The 17,261-nt window shown below is 70.0% G+C and carries 15 protein-coding genes, 1 rRNA gene and 1 riboswitch; of the genes, 13 read left to right on the top strand and 3 right to left on the bottom strand.

The features are described 5' to 3' along the window. Positions 1-71: 71 nt before the first annotated feature. From rrf to KV381_RS04425, 11 genes are all read left to right on the top strand, one after another. Positions 72-188, top strand: a 5S ribosomal RNA gene (gene rrf, locus KV381_RS04475). Positions 189-355: 167 nt separating this feature from the next. Further along, positions 356-964: a CDP-alcohol phosphatidyltransferase family protein gene (locus KV381_RS04470; protein WP_030081108.1), complete on the top strand. Its 609-nt coding sequence runs from the start codon at positions 356-358 to the stop codon at positions 962-964. A 112-nt stretch (positions 965-1,076) separates the two neighbouring features. After that, positions 1,077-3,572 carry a mannose-1-phosphate guanyltransferase gene (locus KV381_RS04465; protein ID WP_030081109.1) on the top strand — a complete coding sequence of 832 codons (2,496 nt, stop codon included), beginning with the start codon at positions 1,077-1,079 and terminating at the stop codon, positions 3,570-3,572. A gap of 103 nt (positions 3,573-3,675) precedes the next feature. Next, positions 3,676-4,590: a DUF881 domain-containing protein gene (locus KV381_RS04460; protein ID WP_030623760.1), complete on the top strand. Its 915-nt coding sequence runs from the start codon at positions 3,676-3,678 to the stop codon at positions 4,588-4,590. Further along, positions 4,587-4,919, top strand: a complete 333-nt coding sequence (locus tag KV381_RS04455) for a small basic family protein (protein ID WP_003970459.1) — start codon at positions 4,587-4,589, stop codon at positions 4,917-4,919. The genes KV381_RS04460 and KV381_RS04455 overlap by 4 nt, the downstream gene beginning before the upstream one ends. Positions 4,920-4,924: 5 nt before the next feature. Next, positions 4,925-5,737 carry a DUF881 domain-containing protein gene (locus KV381_RS04450; protein WP_218784663.1) on the top strand — a complete coding sequence of 271 codons (813 nt, stop codon included), beginning with the start codon at positions 4,925-4,927 and terminating at the stop codon, positions 5,735-5,737. A 190-nt stretch (positions 5,738-5,927) separates the two neighbouring features. Continuing rightward, the gene (locus KV381_RS04445; protein ID WP_078611144.1) at positions 5,928-6,707 is read left to right on the top strand and encodes an FHA domain-containing protein; all 780 of its coding nucleotides are present in this window, start codon (positions 5,928-5,930) and stop codon (positions 6,705-6,707) included. A gap of 41 nt (positions 6,708-6,748) precedes the next feature. After that, positions 6,749-7,492 (top strand): MerR family transcriptional regulator, encoded by a 744-nt coding sequence (locus tag KV381_RS04440; protein ID WP_030081118.1) that lies wholly within the window; start codon positions 6,749-6,751, stop codon positions 7,490-7,492. A 53-nt stretch (positions 7,493-7,545) separates the two neighbouring features. Then, positions 7,546-8,019 carry a bifunctional nuclease family protein gene (locus KV381_RS04435; protein ID WP_006123076.1) on the top strand — a complete coding sequence of 158 codons (474 nt, stop codon included), beginning with the start codon at positions 7,546-7,548 and terminating at the stop codon, positions 8,017-8,019. A 168-nt stretch (positions 8,020-8,187) separates the two neighbouring features. Beyond that, entirely contained in the window at positions 8,188-8,814 is a 627-nt protein-coding gene (locus KV381_RS04430; RefSeq protein WP_030081121.1) for a MerR family transcriptional regulator, read from the top strand. 107 nt (positions 8,815-8,921) lie between these two features. Further along, positions 8,922-10,388 (top strand): DNA polymerase IV, encoded by a 1,467-nt coding sequence (locus KV381_RS04425; protein WP_030081122.1) that lies wholly within the window; start codon positions 8,922-8,924, stop codon positions 10,386-10,388. Here KV381_RS04425 and KV381_RS04420 read toward each other — a convergent pair. After that, a complete protein-coding gene (locus KV381_RS04420; protein WP_086778760.1) occupies positions 10,301-10,681 on the bottom strand; it encodes a PRC-barrel domain-containing protein in 381 nt (126 codons plus the stop codon). The genes KV381_RS04425 and KV381_RS04420 overlap by 88 nt on opposite strands. A 132-nt stretch (positions 10,682-10,813) precedes the next feature. Then, positions 10,814-10,911, top strand: a riboswitch (glycine riboswitch). 193 nt (positions 10,912-11,104) lie between these two features. Here KV381_RS04420 and gcvP point away from each other — a divergent pair. Next, positions 11,105-13,990 (top strand): aminomethyl-transferring glycine dehydrogenase, encoded by a 2,886-nt coding sequence (gcvP, locus tag KV381_RS04415; protein ID WP_086778756.1) that lies wholly within the window; start codon positions 11,105-11,107, stop codon positions 13,988-13,990. A 118-nt stretch (positions 13,991-14,108) separates the two neighbouring features. Here gcvP and KV381_RS04410 read toward each other — a convergent pair whose 3' ends face one another. Together KV381_RS04410 and KV381_RS04405 are read right to left on the bottom strand one after the other, a co-directional pair. Next, positions 14,109-14,315 (bottom strand): DUF5999 family protein, encoded by a 207-nt coding sequence (locus tag KV381_RS04410; RefSeq protein ID WP_007452228.1) that lies wholly within the window; start codon positions 14,313-14,315, stop codon positions 14,109-14,111. A 319-nt stretch (positions 14,316-14,634) separates the two neighbouring features. After that, positions 14,635-15,219 carry a hypothetical protein gene (locus KV381_RS04405; RefSeq protein ID WP_030081127.1) on the bottom strand — a complete coding sequence of 195 codons (585 nt, stop codon included), beginning with the start codon at positions 15,217-15,219 and terminating at the stop codon, positions 14,635-14,637. 492 nt (positions 15,220-15,711) lie between these two features. On the opposite strand from KV381_RS04405, the gene KV381_RS04400 reads away from it, so the two are divergent. Continuing rightward, positions 15,712-17,217, top strand: coding sequence for a glutamate--cysteine ligase (locus KV381_RS04400; RefSeq protein WP_030081129.1), 1,506 nt, complete (start codon positions 15,712-15,714; stop codon positions 17,215-17,217). The last annotated feature ends 44 nt before the right edge of the window (positions 17,218-17,261 follow it).

Genomic DNA, 17,261 nt, shown 5'->3' with positions numbered 1-17,261 from the left:
CGCGTCCACTGTGTTAGTTCTGAAATAATGAACGGCCGTGTTTACATCCGGTGTTCTAAATTTCATAGTGTTTCGGTGGTCATTGCGTTAGGGAAACGCCCGGTTACATTCCGAACCCGGAAGCTAAGCCTTTCAGCGCCGATGGTACTGCAGGGGGGACCCTGTGGGAGAGTAGGACGCCGCCGAACAATTTTTCCGGGAAAGCCCCGCACCTTTTTGGTGCGGGGCTTTTCTGCGTTTCCGGGCCTTTGGGCTCTGTGGACAGTTCTTCGCCGCACCCCCGTGCACCGAACGGAGGAAGCTGAGGGTAGGGTCAGGGGGCATCATTGGCACGTTCTTCACAGGAGGCCCCCGGGTGGAGGTCCAGGAGACTCGGGTCCAGACGGACCGGGTCCTCACCATCCCCAACATCCTCAGCATGGCTCGCCTTGTCGGGGTACCGCTCTTCCTGTGGCTGATTCTTCGCCCCGTGTTCGGTGGGCCCAACAGTGACAACTGGGCGCTGCTGGTGCTGATGCTCAGCGGCATCAGCGACTACCTGGACGGGAAGCTCGCCCGCAAGTGGAACCAGATCAGCAGCCTCGGCCGGCTCCTGGACCCGGCGGCGGACCGCCTCTACATCCTTTCCACCCTGGTCGGCCTCACCTGGCGTGAGATCTTGCCCCTCTGGGTCACCGCGGCGCTTCTCGCCCGTGAGCTGATGCTTCTCGTGATGGTGGCCGTTCTGCGACGCCACGGCTATCCGCCCCCGCAGGTCAACTTCCTCGGGAAAGCTGCAACCTTCAACCTGATGTACGCGTTCCCCTTGTTGCTGCTCAGCGACGGGAGTGGTTGGCTGGCCACACTGGCCGCCGTTTTCGGATGGGCGTTCGCAGGATGGGGTACAACGCTCTACTGGTGGGCAGGGATCCTCTATGTGGTTCAGGTCCGCCGGCTCGTGAAGGCGGACGCAGTAGCCGATTGAGCTCGTTGATGCGGTGCCGCGCAATGTGGCCGGCCCGCGGCAGATGGCGTGAATGATGCCCCGGCGGGCGAAGTCGGCTAACCGTCGTCTCTTCTAGGAGGACGTTTCCGACATGAAGGCCGTCGTGATGGCTGGCGGCGAAGGCACACGTCTTCGCCCCATGACCTCGAGCATGCCCAAGCCGCTCCTGCCCGTGGCCAACAGGCCGATCATGGAGCACGTCCTGCGGCTGCTCAAGCGGCATGGGCTCAATGAAACCGTAGTGACCGTCCAGTTCCTCGCCTCCCTGGTCAAGAATTACTTCGGGGACGGCGAAGAGCTCGGGATGGAGCTCACCTATGCCAACGAGGAGAAGCCACTCGGCACCGCAGGCAGCGTGAAGAACGCCGAGGAGGCGCTGAAGGACGACACGTTTCTCGTCATTTCCGGTGACGCGCTCACCGACTTCGACCTCACCGACCTCATCGCGTTCCACAAGGAAAAGGGCGGCCTCGTCACGGTCTGCCTCACCCGGGTTCCCAATCCGCTGGAATTCGGCATCACCATCGTGGACGAGAACGGTCAGGTCGAACGGTTCCTGGAGAAGCCGACGTGGGGGCAGGTCTTCTCGGACACCGTCAACACGGGCATCTATGTCATGGAGCCCGAGGTCTTCGACTACGTCCAGGCCGACACCTCGGTCGACTGGTCCGGTGATGTCTTCCCTCAGCTGATGAAGGAGGGCAAGCCCATCTACGGCTATATCGCCGAGGGCTACTGGGAGGACGTCGGCACCCACGAGAGCTATGTGAAGGCCCAGGCGGACGTCCTGGAGCGCATGGTCGACGTGGAACTCGACGGCTTCGAGATCTCGCCCGGCGTGTGGGTCGCCGAAGGCGCGGAGGTCCACCCCGACGCCGTGTTGCGCGGGCCGCTCTACATCGGCGACTACGCCAAGGTCGAGGCCGACGTCGAGATCCGGGAACACACGGTCGTCGGGTCGAACGTCGTCGTCAAGACCGGCGCCTTTCTTCACAAAGCCGTGGTGCACGACAACGTCTACATCGGCCAGCACAGCAATCTCCGGGGCTGTGTGGTCGGCAAGAACACCGACATCATGCGTGCGGCCCGGATCGAGGACGGCGCCGTCATCGGGGACGAATGCCTGGTCGGCGAGGAGTCGATCATCCAGGGCAATGTGCGGGTGTATCCGTTCAAGACCATCGAGGCCGGCGCGTTCGTCAACACCTCGGTCATCTGGGAATCCCGCGGACAGGCGCACCTCTTCGGAGCGCGCGGGGTCTCCGGGATCCTGAACGTCGAGATCACCCCCGAACTGGCCGTGCGGCTGGCGGGCGCCTACGCCACGACCCTCAAGAAGGGCTCGACGGTCACGACCGCCCGTGACCACTCCCGAGGCGCCCGCGCCCTCAAGCGGGCCGTCATCTCGGCCCTGCAGGCCAGCGCCATCGACGTACGGGACCTCGAGAACGTACCGCTGCCCGTGGCACGTCAGCAGACCGCCCGGGGCAGCGCCGGCGGCATCATGATCCGTACGTCGCCCGGGGTGCCCGACTCCGTGGACATCATGTTCATCGACGAACGGGGCGCGGACCTCTCGCAGGCCCAGCAGCGCAAGCTCGACCGCGTCTACGCCCGTCAGGAGTACCGCAGGGCGTTCCCCGGCGAGATCGGTGACCTGCACTTCCCGTCCAGCGTGTTCGACTCGTACACCGGCTCCCTCCTGCGGAACGTCGACGTCGAGGGCATCGCCGAATCCGGGCTCAAGGTCGTCGTCGACGCCTCCAACGGCAGCGCCGGGCTCGTTCTGCCCAGCCTGCTCGGACGGCTCGGCGTGGACGCGCTGACGATCAACCCCGGGCTCGACGAGGCGCGGCCCACCGAGTCCGCCGACACCCGGCGGGCCGGTCTGGTGCGGCTCGGGGAGATCGTGTCCTCCGCGCGGGCCGCCTTCGGGGTGCGGTTCGACCCGGTGGGCGAGCGGCTCTCCCTCGTCGACGAACTGGGCCGGATCATCGAGGACGACCGCGCCCTGCTGGTCCTCCTCGATCTCGTCGCCGCCGAGCGGCGCAGCGGCCGGGTCGCCCTGCCCGTGACGACCACGCGCGTCGCCGAGCAGGTGGCGGCCTACCACGGCACCCAGGTGGAGTGGACGACCACCTCGCCCGACGATCTGACCCGGGTGGGCCGTGAAGAGGACACCATCTTCGGAGGAGACGGGCGCGGCGGGTTCATCGTTCCCGAATTCAGCAGCGTCTTCGACGGGACCGCCGCCTTCGTCCGGCTGATCGGGCTCGTCGCGCGCACCCAGCTCACCCTGAGCCAGATCGACGCCCGCATCCCCCGGGCGCACGTCCTGCGCCGCGATCTGGCGACGCCCTGGGCCGTCAAGGGGCTCGTCATGCGGCGGGTCGTCGAAGCGGCCGGTGACCGCAGCGTGGACACCACGGACGGGGTCCGGGTGGTCGAGACCGACGGTCGGTGGATCATGGTCCTGCCCGACCGGGCGGAGGCCGTCACCCATCTGTGGGCGGAGGGCCCGGACGACGCCTCGGCCCAGGCGCTGCTCGACGAGTGGGCCGCGGTGGTGGACAGCGCGGGCGACTGAGGCCCGGACCCGCACGGTGCGCCGCGACGCCCCGGACAGGGGGTTGTGGCGCACCGGTGGGGCCATTCGGCGGCAGCCGTGATGACGTGCGACGATGTGCGGCATGTCGCAGCAGTCCCCCGATCGGAGCACCGCCTCGCCGCCCGCACGCCCCGACGCCTCCATGTCGCTGCTGAACAACGTGATGGACCACAGCCTCGACGACGGTTACGCGGAGGCCTCGGCGCGGCGCAAGGCCGACGGGAGCGCTGGGCTGCCCCGTACGCTCAAGTCGAAGCTCGGCCTGGCCGCCGGACTGGTGGTGGCCGCCCTCGTGGTCACCCTCGGCGCCGCCGAGGCGCGGATCGCGGCACCGGTCGTCGCCAAGGAGCGCGAAGAGCTGATCGACCGGATCAACGCGGAGACACAGGCCGCGGACACGCTGGAGTCGAGCGTCGACGCGCTCCGCTCCGATGTGAGCGAACGTCAGCGCAAGGCCCTGGAGCAGCACGGCGGGGACCAGGGCGAGCTGGTGGCCCTGCTGGCCGGAGCGACCCCGGTGGAGGGCCCGGGGGTCAAGCTGGTCGTCGACGACGCGAAGAACACCGACCAGGGCGGCGGCGGGCCGCGCGAGTCCTCGGGCTTCGCCGACACCGGGCGGGTGCGCGACCGGGACATGCAGCGGGTCGTCAACGGCCTCTGGGAATCCGGGGCCGAGGCCATCGCCATCAATGGGCAAAGGCTGACGGCACTGTCGGCCATCCGGGCCGCCGGCGACGCCATACTGGTCGACAACAGGCCGCTCGTACCGCCGTACACGGTGCTCGCGGTGGGGGACGGGAAGAAGCTCGCGACCGCCTTCCGGGACAGTGCCGACGGCCAGTACCTGCAGGCGCTCAAGGAGAGCTTCGACATCCGCACCAGCATCTCCGATCAGGCGAAGGTGCAGCTTCCGGCCGCGCCGAGCCTGATCGTCCGTACAGCAGAGCCGAAGGCCGCCGGCAGTGGTGCGGCAGACACAGGGAAGGGCACATCGTGATCGCCGTACTGGGCCTCGTCGTGGGAGTCGTGGTCGGACTGTTGGTCCGGCCCGAGGTACCGGCGGTGGTCGAGCCCTACCTGCCGATCGCGGTGGTCGCCGCGCTCGACGCCGTGTTCGGCGGTCTGCGGGCCATGCTCGACGGAATCTTCGTCGACAAGGTCTTCGTGGTCTCCTTCCTCTCCAATGTGGTGGTGGCCGCGCTGATCGTGTTCCTCGGCGACAAACTGGGTGTCGGCGCCCAGCTCTCCACGGGTGTGGTGGTCGTGCTCGGCATCCGGATCTTCTCCAACGCCGCCGCGATCCGCCGGCACGTCTTCCGGGCTTGAGGCCGATGAACAACGACGAGAACCCCCGCAGCGAACAGCCCGAGGGCGGCGCCTCCGCCGTCCCGGACGCGCCCGCGCCGGCGCCCGCGTCCGAGGAGGTGTCCGGTCGCCAACGGCTCAAGGCGGGGCTCTGGCCGCCCCGGCTGAGCCGGGCGCAACTCATCGTCGCCGTGCTGCTGTTCGGGCTCGGTCTGGGGCTCGCCATCCAGGTGCGGTCGACCAGCGACGACGGCGCGTTGCGAGGCGCCCGGCAGGAGGACCTGGTCCGCATCCTCGACGAGGTCGACGACCGGACCCAGCGGCTGGAGGACGAGAAGCAGCGCCTGGACGATCAGCGCGCGGAACTGGAGAACAGTTCCGACCAGGCGGAGGAGGCCCGGAAGCAGACGCTGGAGAAGGAACGGCAGCTCGGCATTCTCGCGGGCACCGTGGCGGCCAAGGGCCCCGGCATCACGTTGACGATCACCGATCCCTCCGGGGCGGTCGCCCCCGACATGCTGCTCGACGCCATTCAGGAACTGCGGGCGGCGGGCGCCGAGGCGATCGAGGTCAACGGGGTGCGGGTGGTGGCCGGCACCTACTTCTCCGGTGAGGCGGGTGATGTCCGGGTGGACGGGAAGAAGATCGAAGCACCGTACGAGTTCACGGTGATCGGCAAGCCGCAGGATCTGGAGCCCGCCCTCAACATCCCCGGCGGTGTGGTCCAGACGCTGGAGAAGGAGCAGGCCACGGTGCTGGTGGAGCGGTCCGACGACATCGTCGTCGATGCCTTGCGACCGGCGCAGCGGCCTGACTACGCTCGGTCGTCGTCCCCGTGAGCCGGGCGAGCGTGAGGGCCGGTGGAGCGGGTCGGACGGTTGCGGGGGGTCGGCGCACCGGATTGGTGGTGCGTGGTGGAAACTGTCGGGTGGATACGGACGTTGTGAAGATGTCCGGGTCGGCAGGTGTGTTCATTCAGGGTTCGTCCTGCCCCACGGGCGGGTCTATGTCGGTCAAGGGGAATCGCCCGTGAAGTTGTTTGCGAAGTTGTTCGGGAAGAGTGCACGCGAGGACAGCAACAGTGCTGCCCGCCACCGCGCGCCGCGCCACGGTCAGGGCGAGGAGCAGGAGGCGGAGCGTCCGCTCTTCCGCGACGAGGTGTCCGGCGCCCCGGGTGGTGACGGCGTGTCGTCTGTTGACCCTGCCGGTGCCGGACGCATAGGTTTCGGCGAACCATCAGCCTCGAGTGCGGGTGGAGGGTTCACCCCGGAGGGCTCGTCGATGCCGGTCTGTACGAGGTGCGGTCACCGCAACGCGGAGGCCAGCAGGTTCTGTTCCAACTGCGGCGCGCCGCTGCGGGGCGGCGTTCCCGAGCGCCCCTCGGAGACGACGTCCACGATCTCCATCTCCGGTCTCGAGGCGTACGAGGCGGAGGCCACGGGCCAGACGGCTCTGCCCTCGCTCTCGCCGGAGGCCCAGGCCGCAGTCGACGCGCTGCCCGGAGGTTCGGCCCTGCTGGTCGTGCGGCGCGGCCCGAATTCCGGCAGCCGCTTCCTGCTCGACAGCGACCTGACCACGGCCGGCCGTCACCCGCAGAGCGACATCTTTCTCGATGACGTGACCGTGTCGCGGCGTCATGTGGAGTTCCGCAGGAGCCCGGACGGTAGCTTCACCGTGGGCGATGTCGGCAGCCTCAACGGCACCTACGTCAACCGTGAGCGCATCGATTCGGTCCAGCTGTCCAACGGCGACGAAGTCCAGATCGGAAAGTACCGCCTGGTCTTCTATGCGAGCCCGCGGGGCGTGTGACCAGCCCCGGAATCCGTCCGGGGGGACCCCCAGGAAGGCCCATGCTGCGAACACCGACAGGCGGTGCCGGCCACGGCACCGCCACCGCGGAAGCGCGCCCGATGAGCATCGGAACGGTGCTCATCCAGCTGCGCGACGAGTTTCCCGAAGTCACCATCTCCAAGATCCGGTTCCTGGAGGCCGAGGGGCTCATCGAGCCGCAGCGCACGCCTTCCGGATACCGGAAGTTCGCTCCGCGTGATGTGGAGCGGCTGGCGCAGGTGCTCCGCATGCAGCGGGACCACTACCTGCCGCTGAAGGTCATCCGCGAGCACCTGGACGCACTGGCCCGGGGCGAGCAGCCCGTCCTGCCCACGCCCGGCGACCGGCGGGATCTCGCCGACGGGGTGTGGGAGGGCGGTCCCGGCGCGGCGACCGCCGCCCGGATCGGGCGGGCCGAGCTGCTGGCCGCGGCCGAGGTCGACGAGGACCGGCTGGCCGAATGGGAGTCCTACGGGCTCATCGTCCCGGCTCCCGAGGGCGGCTACGACGCCGAGATGGTGACCGTCGCCAAGCTGGTGGCGGATCTGGGGCGTTTCGGTCTGGAACCGCGGCATCTTCGCGCCATGCGGGCCTCCGCAGACCGGGAGGCGGGGCTGGTGGAGCAGCTGGTCGCACCCCTGCGCCGGCACCGTAATCCGCAGACCAGAGCCCATGCCGAGGCCACCGCGAACGAGCTCGCCGAGCTGTCCGTACGGCTGCACGCGGCACTCGTGCAGAGCGCTCTGCGCAGCCGTCTGCACTGAGCTCGGCGGAGCCCGACTACCCAAACATGGCGAGCACGTCCTAGGGTTGCTGTGTGAACGAGCTCGACGTTGTCGGTGTCCGGGTGGAAATGCCCTCCAACCAACCGATCGTTCTCCTGCGTGAAGTGGGAGGCGACCGGTACCTCCCCATTTGGATCGGTCCTGGGGAGGCGACCGCGATCGCCTTCGCCCAGCAGGGCATGGCTCCGGCCAGGCCGCTGACCCATGACCTGTTCAAGGATGTGCTCGAGGCCGTGGGCCAGGAGCTCACCGAGGTCCGGATCACGGACCTCCGCGAAGGGGTCTTCTACGCGGAGCTCGTCTTCGCCAGCGGAGTCGAGGTGAGCGCCCGGCCCTCCGACGCCATAGCGCTCGCCCTGCGGACCGGCACGCCGATCTACGGCAGTGACGGCGTGCTGGACGATGCGGGCATCGCGATCCCCGACGAGCAGGAGGACGAGGTGGAGAAGTTCCGCGAATTCCTCGACCAGATCTCTCCGGAGGACTTCGGTACGAACAGTCAGTGACCGTCCCGCGGGGGTGCCGTCAGCGCATCCGACAAGCCTTTCCCGGAAACGAGACACGGGAAACCACCCTCAGGGTGATTATCACTCGGCGTGCCGAGTGTGGCGATCGTTGACGCACCCCGAGTGACTGCCTACCTTCGAGTGGGCAGGTCAAGGACGGAGGTCGGCGTGAGAAGCAGCGGCGACGGTACGGCGGCGGGTGGGCCGTATCCGCAGCACGGCAGTGGAGCCGACCACGCCATCAGGCAGCCGGTTCAACCGGCAGCGGTGGCAGCGGGCGGCGTGGCAGCGGCGAGCGATGCCGACGACATCGGCTATCGCGGACCTACGGCGTGCGCGGCGGCGGGGATCACCTACCGCCAGCTGGACTACTGGGCGCGTACGGGGCTGGTCGAGCCCAGTGTGCGCCCGGCCTACGGGTCGGGGACCCAGCGTCTCTACAGTTTCCGGGACGTGGTCCTCCTCAAGATCGTCAAGCGGTTCCTGGACACCGGGGTCGCTCTGCAGAACATCCGCACCACGGTCCAGCATCTACGGGCCCGTGGTTTCCAGGACCTCGAACGCATGACGCTGATGAGCGACGGGGCCACGGTCTACGAGTGCTCCTCGCCCGACGAGGTCGTCAGCCTGCTCCAGGGCGGGCAGGGGGTCTTCGGGATCGCGGTCGGCGTCGTCTGGCGGGATGTGGAGGCGGCGCTCTCGCAGCTGCACGGCGAGCGGGTCGACACCGGCGAGACGCTCGTCGGCCACAACCCCGCGGACGAGCTGGCGCGGCGGCGCAACCGCGCCGGCTGAGCACCGGTCGACGATCGGGACGACGAACAGCACGCAACGGGACGGTCCGGCGCTCGCAGGAGCGGCGGACCGTCCCGTTGTCAGTGCCGTAGGGCAGCATCGACAGTGTGAGACCCGCGCCCACCATCCTCCACCTGGACATGGACGCCTTCTACGCGTCGGCGGAGCAGGCGGCCAAGCCGAGCCTGCGCGGCAAGGCGGTCGTGGTGGGCGGCCTCGGCCCGCGCGGGGTGGTCGCCACCGCTTCGTACGAGGCGCGGCGCCTGGGCGTGCACTCGGCGATGCCCACCGCGCAGGCCCGGCGGCTGGCACCGAACGCGGCCTACCTGGTGCCCCGCTTCTCGCTGTACCGGAGCGTGAGCGACCAGGTGATGGAGCTGCTGGGGCGGCTGTCGCCCCTGGTGGAGCCGCTCAGCCTGGACGAGGCCTTCGTGGACCTGGAGGCCGGTGGCACGGCTGACGACACGGCGTCGGCCCGGGCGACGGGCGAGGGGCTGCGGGCGGCCATCCGGGCGGTGACCGGGCTCAGCGGATCGGTCGGACTGGCCGGTTCCAAGATGCTCGCCAAGATCGCCTCCGAGGAGGCCAAGCCCGACGGACTGCTCGTCATCGAACCGGGCACCGAACGCGAGCTGCTCGCCCCGATGTCCGTCCGCATCCTGCCGGGGGTCGGCCCGGCCACCGGGGACCATCTCAGACGCGCGGGCATGACCACCGTCCACGACCTGGCCGAGGCGGGCGAGGCGGAGCTCGTACGGCTGGTCGGCAAGGCTCATGGCCACGGGCTCCACCGGATGGCGCTGGGGCTCGACGACCGGCCGGTGGTCGCCGAGCGGGACGCCAAGTCCGTATCGGTGGAGGACACCTTCGACGTGGACCTGCACGACCGGGTGAGGGTGCGCGCCGAGGTGGAGCGGCTGGCCGTCCGGTGCGTGGAAAGGCTCCGCGCCGCCGACCGCTCGGGCCGCACGGTGGTGCTGAAGGTCCGCCGCTACGACTTCTCCACGCTGACCCGCTCCGAGACCCTCAGAGGCCCCACGGACGACCCCACGGTGGTCCGTGAGGCGGCGGGGCGGCTGCTGGAGTCGGTCGACACCACGGGAGGCGTACGGCTGCTCGGGGTCGGCGTCACGGGGCTCGCCGACTACACCCAGGAGGACCTGTTCGCCCAGGCCGCCGACGCCCGGGAGCTGGCGCAGCGGGCCGAGGAGCACGGGGCTGCGGCCGGGGAGGGCGGCGAGGAGGAAGCCGCCCCGGAGCCCGGGGCGGACAGCGCCGAACAGCTCGCCGCGCGGCGCTGGCCCGCCGGACACGATGTGCGCCACGAGGAGCACGGGCACGGCTGGGTGCAGGGCAGCGGGATCGGCCGGGTCACCGTCCGGTTCGAGGAACCATGGAGCGCCCCCGGCCGGGTCCTCACGTTCCGCGTCGACGATCCGCGGCTGCGGCCCGCCGACCCGCTGCCGCTCGTCCGCGAGCCGGCCGACTACTCCTCCTGGCCGGCCAGCCTGCCGAAGTCCCGGTCGGACGCCGGATCCGCCGCGTCCTCCGGGGGCGGGGAGTCCAGCCCGTAATGCCGGTAGAGCTGCAGTTCCTGCTCGGGCGAGAGGTGCCGTCCGACGCCGAAGTCCGGCGCGCCCTTGATCAACGCGCGGTCGAACGGGACGCGCAGCGCGTCGTCGACGAACTCGCTCGGTTCCAGCGGGACGAAGGCGTCCCTGCTGAACAGGCCGGTACGGACGGCCGCCCACTCGGGCACGCCCGTCGCGTCGTCGAGATAGACCTCATCCACCGTTCCGATCTTGGCGCCCTTGCGATCGAATGCCTTGCGGCCGATCAGGCGGCGCGGATCGATATCGGTCTCCACGGTGCCTCCCACTGGTCGCAACTGCTCAGGGTGGACCCTGTCGCTCCACCAGGACCACACAAGTGCAGATCCGTGGTGTCGGCCACTCGAGAGCTCCGGCGCGGAGCCCGCTGGTAGGCTGGCAGTGGCTGCTGACCCCGTGCGGGAGAGTCCTCCGGTGCAGAATCCGGAGGCGCCGAAGGAGCAAATCCTCCCCGGAATCTCTCAGGCCCCCGTACCGCACGGTTGAGGTCACTCTGGAAAGCAGGGCGGTTCCGTGCGGGCGCAGGCCCGGGTGGATTCGACCCTCACCGACGGTGAAAGCCGGCGCGCCTGCGGGCGGGCCGGTGAAGCTCTCAGGTTGAGATGACAGAGGGGGAGGCCGTTCGGGCACCCACGCCGTGGTGCCCCTCGCAGGTCGTGACAGACCAGGAGGCCTCCACCATGACCCCCCGTCGCACTCCACTCTCCCAGCTGGAGCAGGGTATTCCGTTCGAGCAGCGCCACATAGGGCCCGACGCCGGGGCCCAGGCGAAGATGCTCGCCCAGGTCGGCTACGGCTCCCTCGACGAGCTCACCGCCGCCGCGGTGCCCGACGTGATCAAGAGCGCGGAGGCCCTGAACCTTCCGTCGGCGCGCACCGAGGCGGAGGTGCTGGCCGAGCTGCGCTCGCTGGCCGACCGCAACCAGGTGCTGGCCCCGATGATCGGCCTCGGCTACTACGGCACCTTCACGCCGCCCGTCATCCTGCGCAACGTCATGGAGAACCCCGCGTGGTACACGGCCTACACGCCGTACCAGCCGGAGATCTCCCAGGGCCGGCTCGAAGCCCTCCTGAACTTCCAGACGATGGTCGCCGAGCTGACCGGGCTGCCCACCTCCGGCGCCTCCCTGCTCGACGAGGGCACCGCGGCCGCCGAGGCCATGGCCCTGTCCCGGCGCGTCGGCAAGGTCAAGAAGGGCGTCTTCCTGGTCGACGCCGACACCCTGCCCCAGACCGTCGCGGTCATCGAGACCCGCGCCGAGCCCACCGGCGTCGAGGTCGTCGTCGCCGACCTGAGCGACGGCATCCCCGCCGAGATCGCCGAGCGCGGCGTCTTCGGCGTCCTGCTCCAGTACCCGGGCGCCTCCGGGGCCGTGCGCGCCATCGAGCCCGTCATCGAGCAGGCCCACGAGCTCGGCGCGATCGTCACCGTCGCCGCCGACCTGCTGGCCCTCACGCTGCTCACCTCGCCCGGCGCGCTCGGCGCCGACATCGCGGTCGGCACCACCCAGCGCTTCGGCGTGCCCATGGGCTTCGGCGGCCCGCACGCCGGCTTCATGGCGGTCCGTGAGAAGTTCGCCCGCTCCCTGCCGGGCCGCCTCGTCGGCGTCTCCGTCGACGCCGACGGCAACAAGGCCTACCGTCTGGCCCTCCAGACCCGCGAGCAGCACATCCGCCGCGAGAAGGCCACCAGCAACATCTGCACCGCGCAGGTACTGCTCGCCGTCATGGCCGGGATGTACGCGGTCTACCACGGCCCCGAGGGGCTGCGGACGATCGCCCGGCGCACCCACCGCCTCGCCGCGATCCTGGCCGACGGTCTGCGCACCGCCGGCGCCGAGGTCGTGCACGGCGCGTTCTTCGACACCCTGACCGTGCGCGTCCCCGGCAAGGCCGCCGGCATCGTCGCGGACGCCCGGGAGCGCGGGGTCAACCTCCGCCTCGTCGACGCCGACCACGTCTCCGTCGCCTGCGACGAGACCACCACCCGTGCGCAGATCTCCGCCGTCTGGGCCGCCTTCGGCGCCGAGGGCGACATCGAGGCGCTGGACGCCACGGTCGCCGACGCGCTGCCGGAGGCGCTGCTGCGCTCCGACGACATCCTGACCCACCCGGTCTTCCACCAGCACCGCTCCGAGACCGCGATGCTGCGCTACCTGCGCAAGCTCGCCGACCGCGACTACGCGCTGGACCGCGGCATGATCCCGCTCGGCTCCTGCACCATGAAGCTGAACGCGACCGCCGAGATGGAGTCGATCACCTGGCCCGAGTTCGGCGCGCTGCACCCCTTCGCCCCGGCCGAGCAGGCGCAGGGCTTCCTCACCCTCATCCGTGAGCTGGAGGAGCGCCTGGCCGAGGTCACCGGGTACGACGCGGTCTCCATCCAGCCCAACGCCGGTTCCCAGGGCGAGTTCGCGGGTCTGCTGGCCGTCCGCGCGTACCACCGGGCCAACGGCGACGAGCAGCGCACCGTCTGTCTCATCCCGTCCTCCGCGCACGGCACCAACGCCGCGAGCGCCGTCATGGCGGGCATGAAGGTCGTCGTGGTGAAGACCGCCGACGACGGCGAGGTCGACATCGCGGACCTGCGCGCCAAGATCGAGCAGCACCGCGACGAGCTGGCCGTGCTCATGATCACCTACCCGTCCACGCACGGGGTGTTCGAGGAGCACGTCGCCGACATCTGCGGCGAGGTGCACGACGCGGGCGGCCAGGTCTACGTCGACGGCGCCAACCTCAACGCGCTGGTCGGGCTCGCCAAGCCCGGCAAGTTCGGCGGCGACGTCTCGCACCTGAACCTGCACAAGACCTTCTGCATCCCGCACGGCGGCGGCGGCCCGGGCGTCGGCCCGGTCGGCGTCCGCGCGCACCTCGCCCCGTACCTGCCCAACCACCCCCTCCAGCCCGCCGCGGGCCCGGAGACCGGTGTGGGCCCGATCTCGGCCGCCCCGTGGGGCTCGGCGGGCATTCTGCCGATCTCCTGGGCGTACGTCCGTCTGATGGGCGGCGAGGGCCTCAAGCGGGCCACGCAGGTCGCCGTGCTGGCCGCGAACTACATCGCCAAGCGGCTGGAGCCGCACTTCCCGATCCTGTACAACGGCCCGGCCGGACTGGTCGCGCACGAGTGCATCGTGGACCTGCGCCCGATCTCCAAGGCGACCGGCGTCTCCATCGACGATGTGGCCAAGCGCCTGATCGACTACGGCTTCCACTCGCCGACGATGTCGTTCCCGGTGGCCGGCACGCTGATGATCGAGCCGACGGAGAGCGAGGACCTCGCGGAGCTCGACCGGTTCTGCGACACCATGATCGCGATCCGCGCCGAGATCGAGAAGGTCGCCTCGGGGGAGTGGAGCAAGGACGACAACCCGCTGGCCAACGCCCCGCACACGGCGGCCGCGCTCGGCGGCGACTGGGAGCACGGTTACAGCCGCGAGGAGGCCGTCTTCCCGGCCGGCGTGTCCGCCGCCGACAAGTACTGGCCGCCGGTGCGCCGGATCGACGGTGCCTTCGGCGACCGGAACCTGGTCTGCTCCTGCCCGCCGCTGGACGAGTACGACAACTGAATCAGCCTGTCGTAGGGCGTGCGCCGGGAGCGGCGCGCGCCGGACATGCGTCGGGGCCGGTGCGGAGATCTCTCCGGGCCGGCCCCTTTTTTCGTACGAGCGTTCCGTACGGCCGTTCTCAGGCGGCCTTCACCACGCGGCCGGCTGCCAGCGGCCGGTGCGGGGCGATGATCTGCCCGTCGGGCAGCAGTTCGCCGGTGTCCTCGAAGAGCAGGACGCCGTTGCACAGGAGGCTCCACCCCTGTTCGGGATGGTGGGCCGTCAGGCGGGCGGCCTCCCGGTCGGGTGAATCGGCGGTGGGGCAGGGTGGCTGGTGCTGGCACATGGATGGGTTCTTTCGCTGCGTCGAGTCGAGTGTCCTGCGGCTGGATGAGTCGTTCATGGCCGCCCCCGTATCAGTCGGTCCGGTCCCAGTGTTGCCCTACGGGGAAGAATCCGCAGGGATTTCGCTGCAGCACCCGTACTCCTCCCATGACGCATCACCCGCGCGGACGGTTCACCGCAACTGCACTGTCCCTTTGGGTGGTTCGGGGTGGTCGGATGGGGCTAGTCCGAGTGGGCAGCACACCGCCCCCGCAGTGATCCCCCCCGCCGGTGTGCGGGCGGGGGATCGCTGCGGGGGCGGTGTACCGGGACGACGTCGGTCAGGCCGTGCTGAGGAGCGGCCCGGGGGCCACGCGCAGCGAGATGACGGGCAGCAGATCGGCGACCCGGTGCGGCCGGTGGGCGGCGATGCCCGGCGGGGCCGGCGCCAGGGGCACCAGGACGTCCGTCGGCGCGAGCTCCCCGCCGGCGGGATCGGCCTCGGTGTCGCCGTGCAGCCAGAGGGTGAGCATGTACAGCTCCGGGATGGACAGCAGCCGCGCCTGGCAGGCGGGGGCCGACGCCTCGGCCTGCCGGACGGCCAGCTCGGTCGAGGCGAGGTAGGGCCCCTCGAAGAAGTGCGAGAACGTCCAGCCGTCGGGGGTGAGCACCGTGTCCGCCGCGGCGACCGCGCGGCCCTCGCTCCGGATCAGGAAACGCCAGGCCGCGAGGCGTGTCAGCGGTGCCGTCCTGGCGGGAGTGATCCGGTCCAGCACATGGACGGGAAGCGGTAGTTCGGGGCTCAGCGGTCCCTGGACGGACCGCAGGGCGGACGTTTTGGCCTCGCGGACCGCGGTGGGAGAACCGAGGGCCGCGAGAACGCTGCGCAGGGCGGGCGCGGGAGCCGAGGGAACATGCAGCGGCATAGTGGGTCGCCTCTCACTTCGGAGACACGGTGGAGCTTGGGCGGGTGCAGACGGCGCTGTCGGCATGCGGGAACGCGGGCCGGAGACGGCCGGTGACGGGCGAGTCGTATCGATTCTCTGCCTCGTTGAGCGGAGTTTATATGACGCATGTTCACACAGTGTTTCCGCTAGCAGCCGCTGATATGTCGCACAAGGCGTCATCCGGCCTTCGAATCACGGTATTCCTGGTGATTTGAGCCCGTGGTGTCGACGCCCACCTGGCGTCCTTCCGGCGGTGCGGTCGGCCGAAACTCGTCGGTGTTTCCGCCACGCATGCTCCGGCCGAAAATGCCGGGAGTCGTATGCCGCGGGAATGTGCCCCCGGTCTCCTTCCACCAGACTATCGGGTATCGGAGGCCCGTGGGGGCGTTACGGATCACTCCCGCTGGGCATTATCGATCGTGATGCGAGCGGCCTGGGCCGCGGGCCGCCCACTGGAGGAGGGACCCCTAGATGGGGGAGAAGGTCGTGGCGGAAGCCGTTGACCTGTCCGATCGACAGGCCTACCGCACCAAGCTCAACCAGTGCCTGGAGGCTCTGGGCAGACTCCTGGCGGAGCGGCGGTTCGACCGTCCGCGGAACCTGATGGGGCTGGAGATAGAGCTGAATCTCGCGGGATCCGACGGGTTGCCCCGGATGATGAATCAGCAAGTGCTCCAGCGCATCGCGAGCCGGGATTTCCAGACCGAACTGGGGATGTTCAATCTCGAAGTGAATATCGTCCCGCACCGCCTCGGCGGCCGGGTATTCGATCAGCTCTCGGAGGAGTTGCGGACCGGTCTCGCCTATGCCCACCGCAAGGCGGGGGAGGTGGACGCGGGGATCGTGATGATCGGAATCCTGCCCACCCTGGGCGAGCACGACGTGGTGTCCGCGAATCTCTCGGACGTGGACCGCTACACCCTGCTCAACGATCAAATGGCGGCCGCCCGGGGGGAGGATTTCGCCCTGGATATCGAAGGCGTCGAGCGATTGGTCTGCACCTCGCCCTCGATCGCCCCGGAATCGGCCTGCACCTCGGTCCAGCTGCACCTCCAGGTGACGCCCGCCCGGTTCGCCGACGTGTGGAACGCGGCCCAGGCGATCACCGGCGTCCAGATCGCGCTGGGCGCCAACGCCCCCTTCCTCTTCGGCAAGGAGCTGTGGCGGGAGTCCCGGCCGCCGCTGTTCCAGCAGGCCACCGACGTACGGCCGCCGGAGCTGGCGAACCAGGGCGTGCGCCCCAGGACCTGGTTCGGCGAGCAGTGGATCGGCTCCGCCCACGAGCTCTTCGAGGAGAACCTGCGCTACTTCCCGCCGTTGCTGCCGATCTGCGACGACGAGGACCCGCTGAAGGTGCTGGACGAGGGCGGGGTGCCCGAGCTGGCCGAGCTGGTGCTGCACAACGGCACCGTCTACCGCTGGAACCGCCCGGTGTACGGGATCGCCGACGGCGTCCCGCATCTGCGGGTGGAGAACCGGGTGCTGCCCGCCGGGCCGACGGTCACCGATGTGATCGCCAACGCCGCGTTCTACTACGGGCTCGTACGGGCGCTCGCCGAGGAGTCCCGGCCGGTGTGGAGCAGGCTGCCGTTCGAGGCCGCCGAGGAGAACTTCACCGAGGCCTGCCGGCACGGCATCGAGGCCGAGCTGCTCTGGCCCCGGCCGGGCCGCTCCGGCGGGCTGGCCAGGATCCCCGCCGTACAGCTGGTGCTGGAGGAGCTGCTGCCGCTGGCCGCCGCGGGGCTGGACGCCTGGCACATCGAGCCCGCGGACCGGGACCGCTATCTCGGGGTGATCGAGGAGCGCTGCAAACGGCGCGTCAACGGGGCCTCCTGGCAGGTGGCCACATACCGCCGGGCCCTGGACGCCGGGCTCGGACGGGACGCGGCGCTCGCGGCGACCACCCGCCGCTATGCGGAGCTGATGCACGCGGGGGAGCCGGTGCACACCTGGCCGGTGGGCTTCCCGGCGCCCTGACGCGGGGCGCGCCGGACGCGCCGCGCGGGGGCCTGCCGGGTCGG

Origin of the sequence: Streptomyces sp. WY228 (genome assembly GCF_019287315.1) — a bacterium.
Taxonomy (GTDB): Bacteria; Actinomycetota; Actinomycetes; order Streptomycetales; family Streptomycetaceae; genus Streptomyces; species Streptomyces caviscabies.
The sequence above is the reverse complement of the archived record's forward strand: the minus strand, read 5'-3'. Positions and strand labels throughout refer to the sequence as shown.

Excerpts from the sequence above, each read along its gene's own strand:
- KV381_RS04460 (WP_030623760.1), top strand. The coding sequence starts at position 3,676 with ATGTCGCAGCAGTCCCCCGATCGGAGCACCGCCTCGCCGCCCGCACGC.
- gcvP (WP_086778756.1), top strand. The coding sequence starts at position 11,105 with ATGACCCCCCGTCGCACTCCACTCTCCCAGCTGGAGCAGGGTATTCCG.
- KV381_RS04450 (WP_218784663.1), top strand. The coding sequence starts at position 4,925 with ATGAACAACGACGAGAACCCCCGCAGCGAACAGCCCGAGGGCGGCGCC.
- KV381_RS04410 (WP_007452228.1), bottom strand. The coding sequence starts at position 14,315 with ATGTGCCAGCACCAGCCACCCTGCCCCACCGCCGATTCACCCGACCGG.
- KV381_RS04440 (WP_030081118.1), top strand. The coding sequence starts at position 6,749 with ATGCTGCGAACACCGACAGGCGGTGCCGGCCACGGCACCGCCACCGCG.
- KV381_RS04400 (WP_030081129.1), top strand. The coding sequence starts at position 15,712 with ATGGGGGAGAAGGTCGTGGCGGAAGCCGTTGACCTGTCCGATCGACAG.
- KV381_RS04465 (WP_030081109.1), top strand. The coding sequence starts at position 1,077 with ATGAAGGCCGTCGTGATGGCTGGCGGCGAAGGCACACGTCTTCGCCCC.
- KV381_RS04405 (WP_030081127.1), bottom strand. The coding sequence starts at position 15,219 with ATGCCGCTGCATGTTCCCTCGGCTCCCGCGCCCGCCCTGCGCAGCGTT.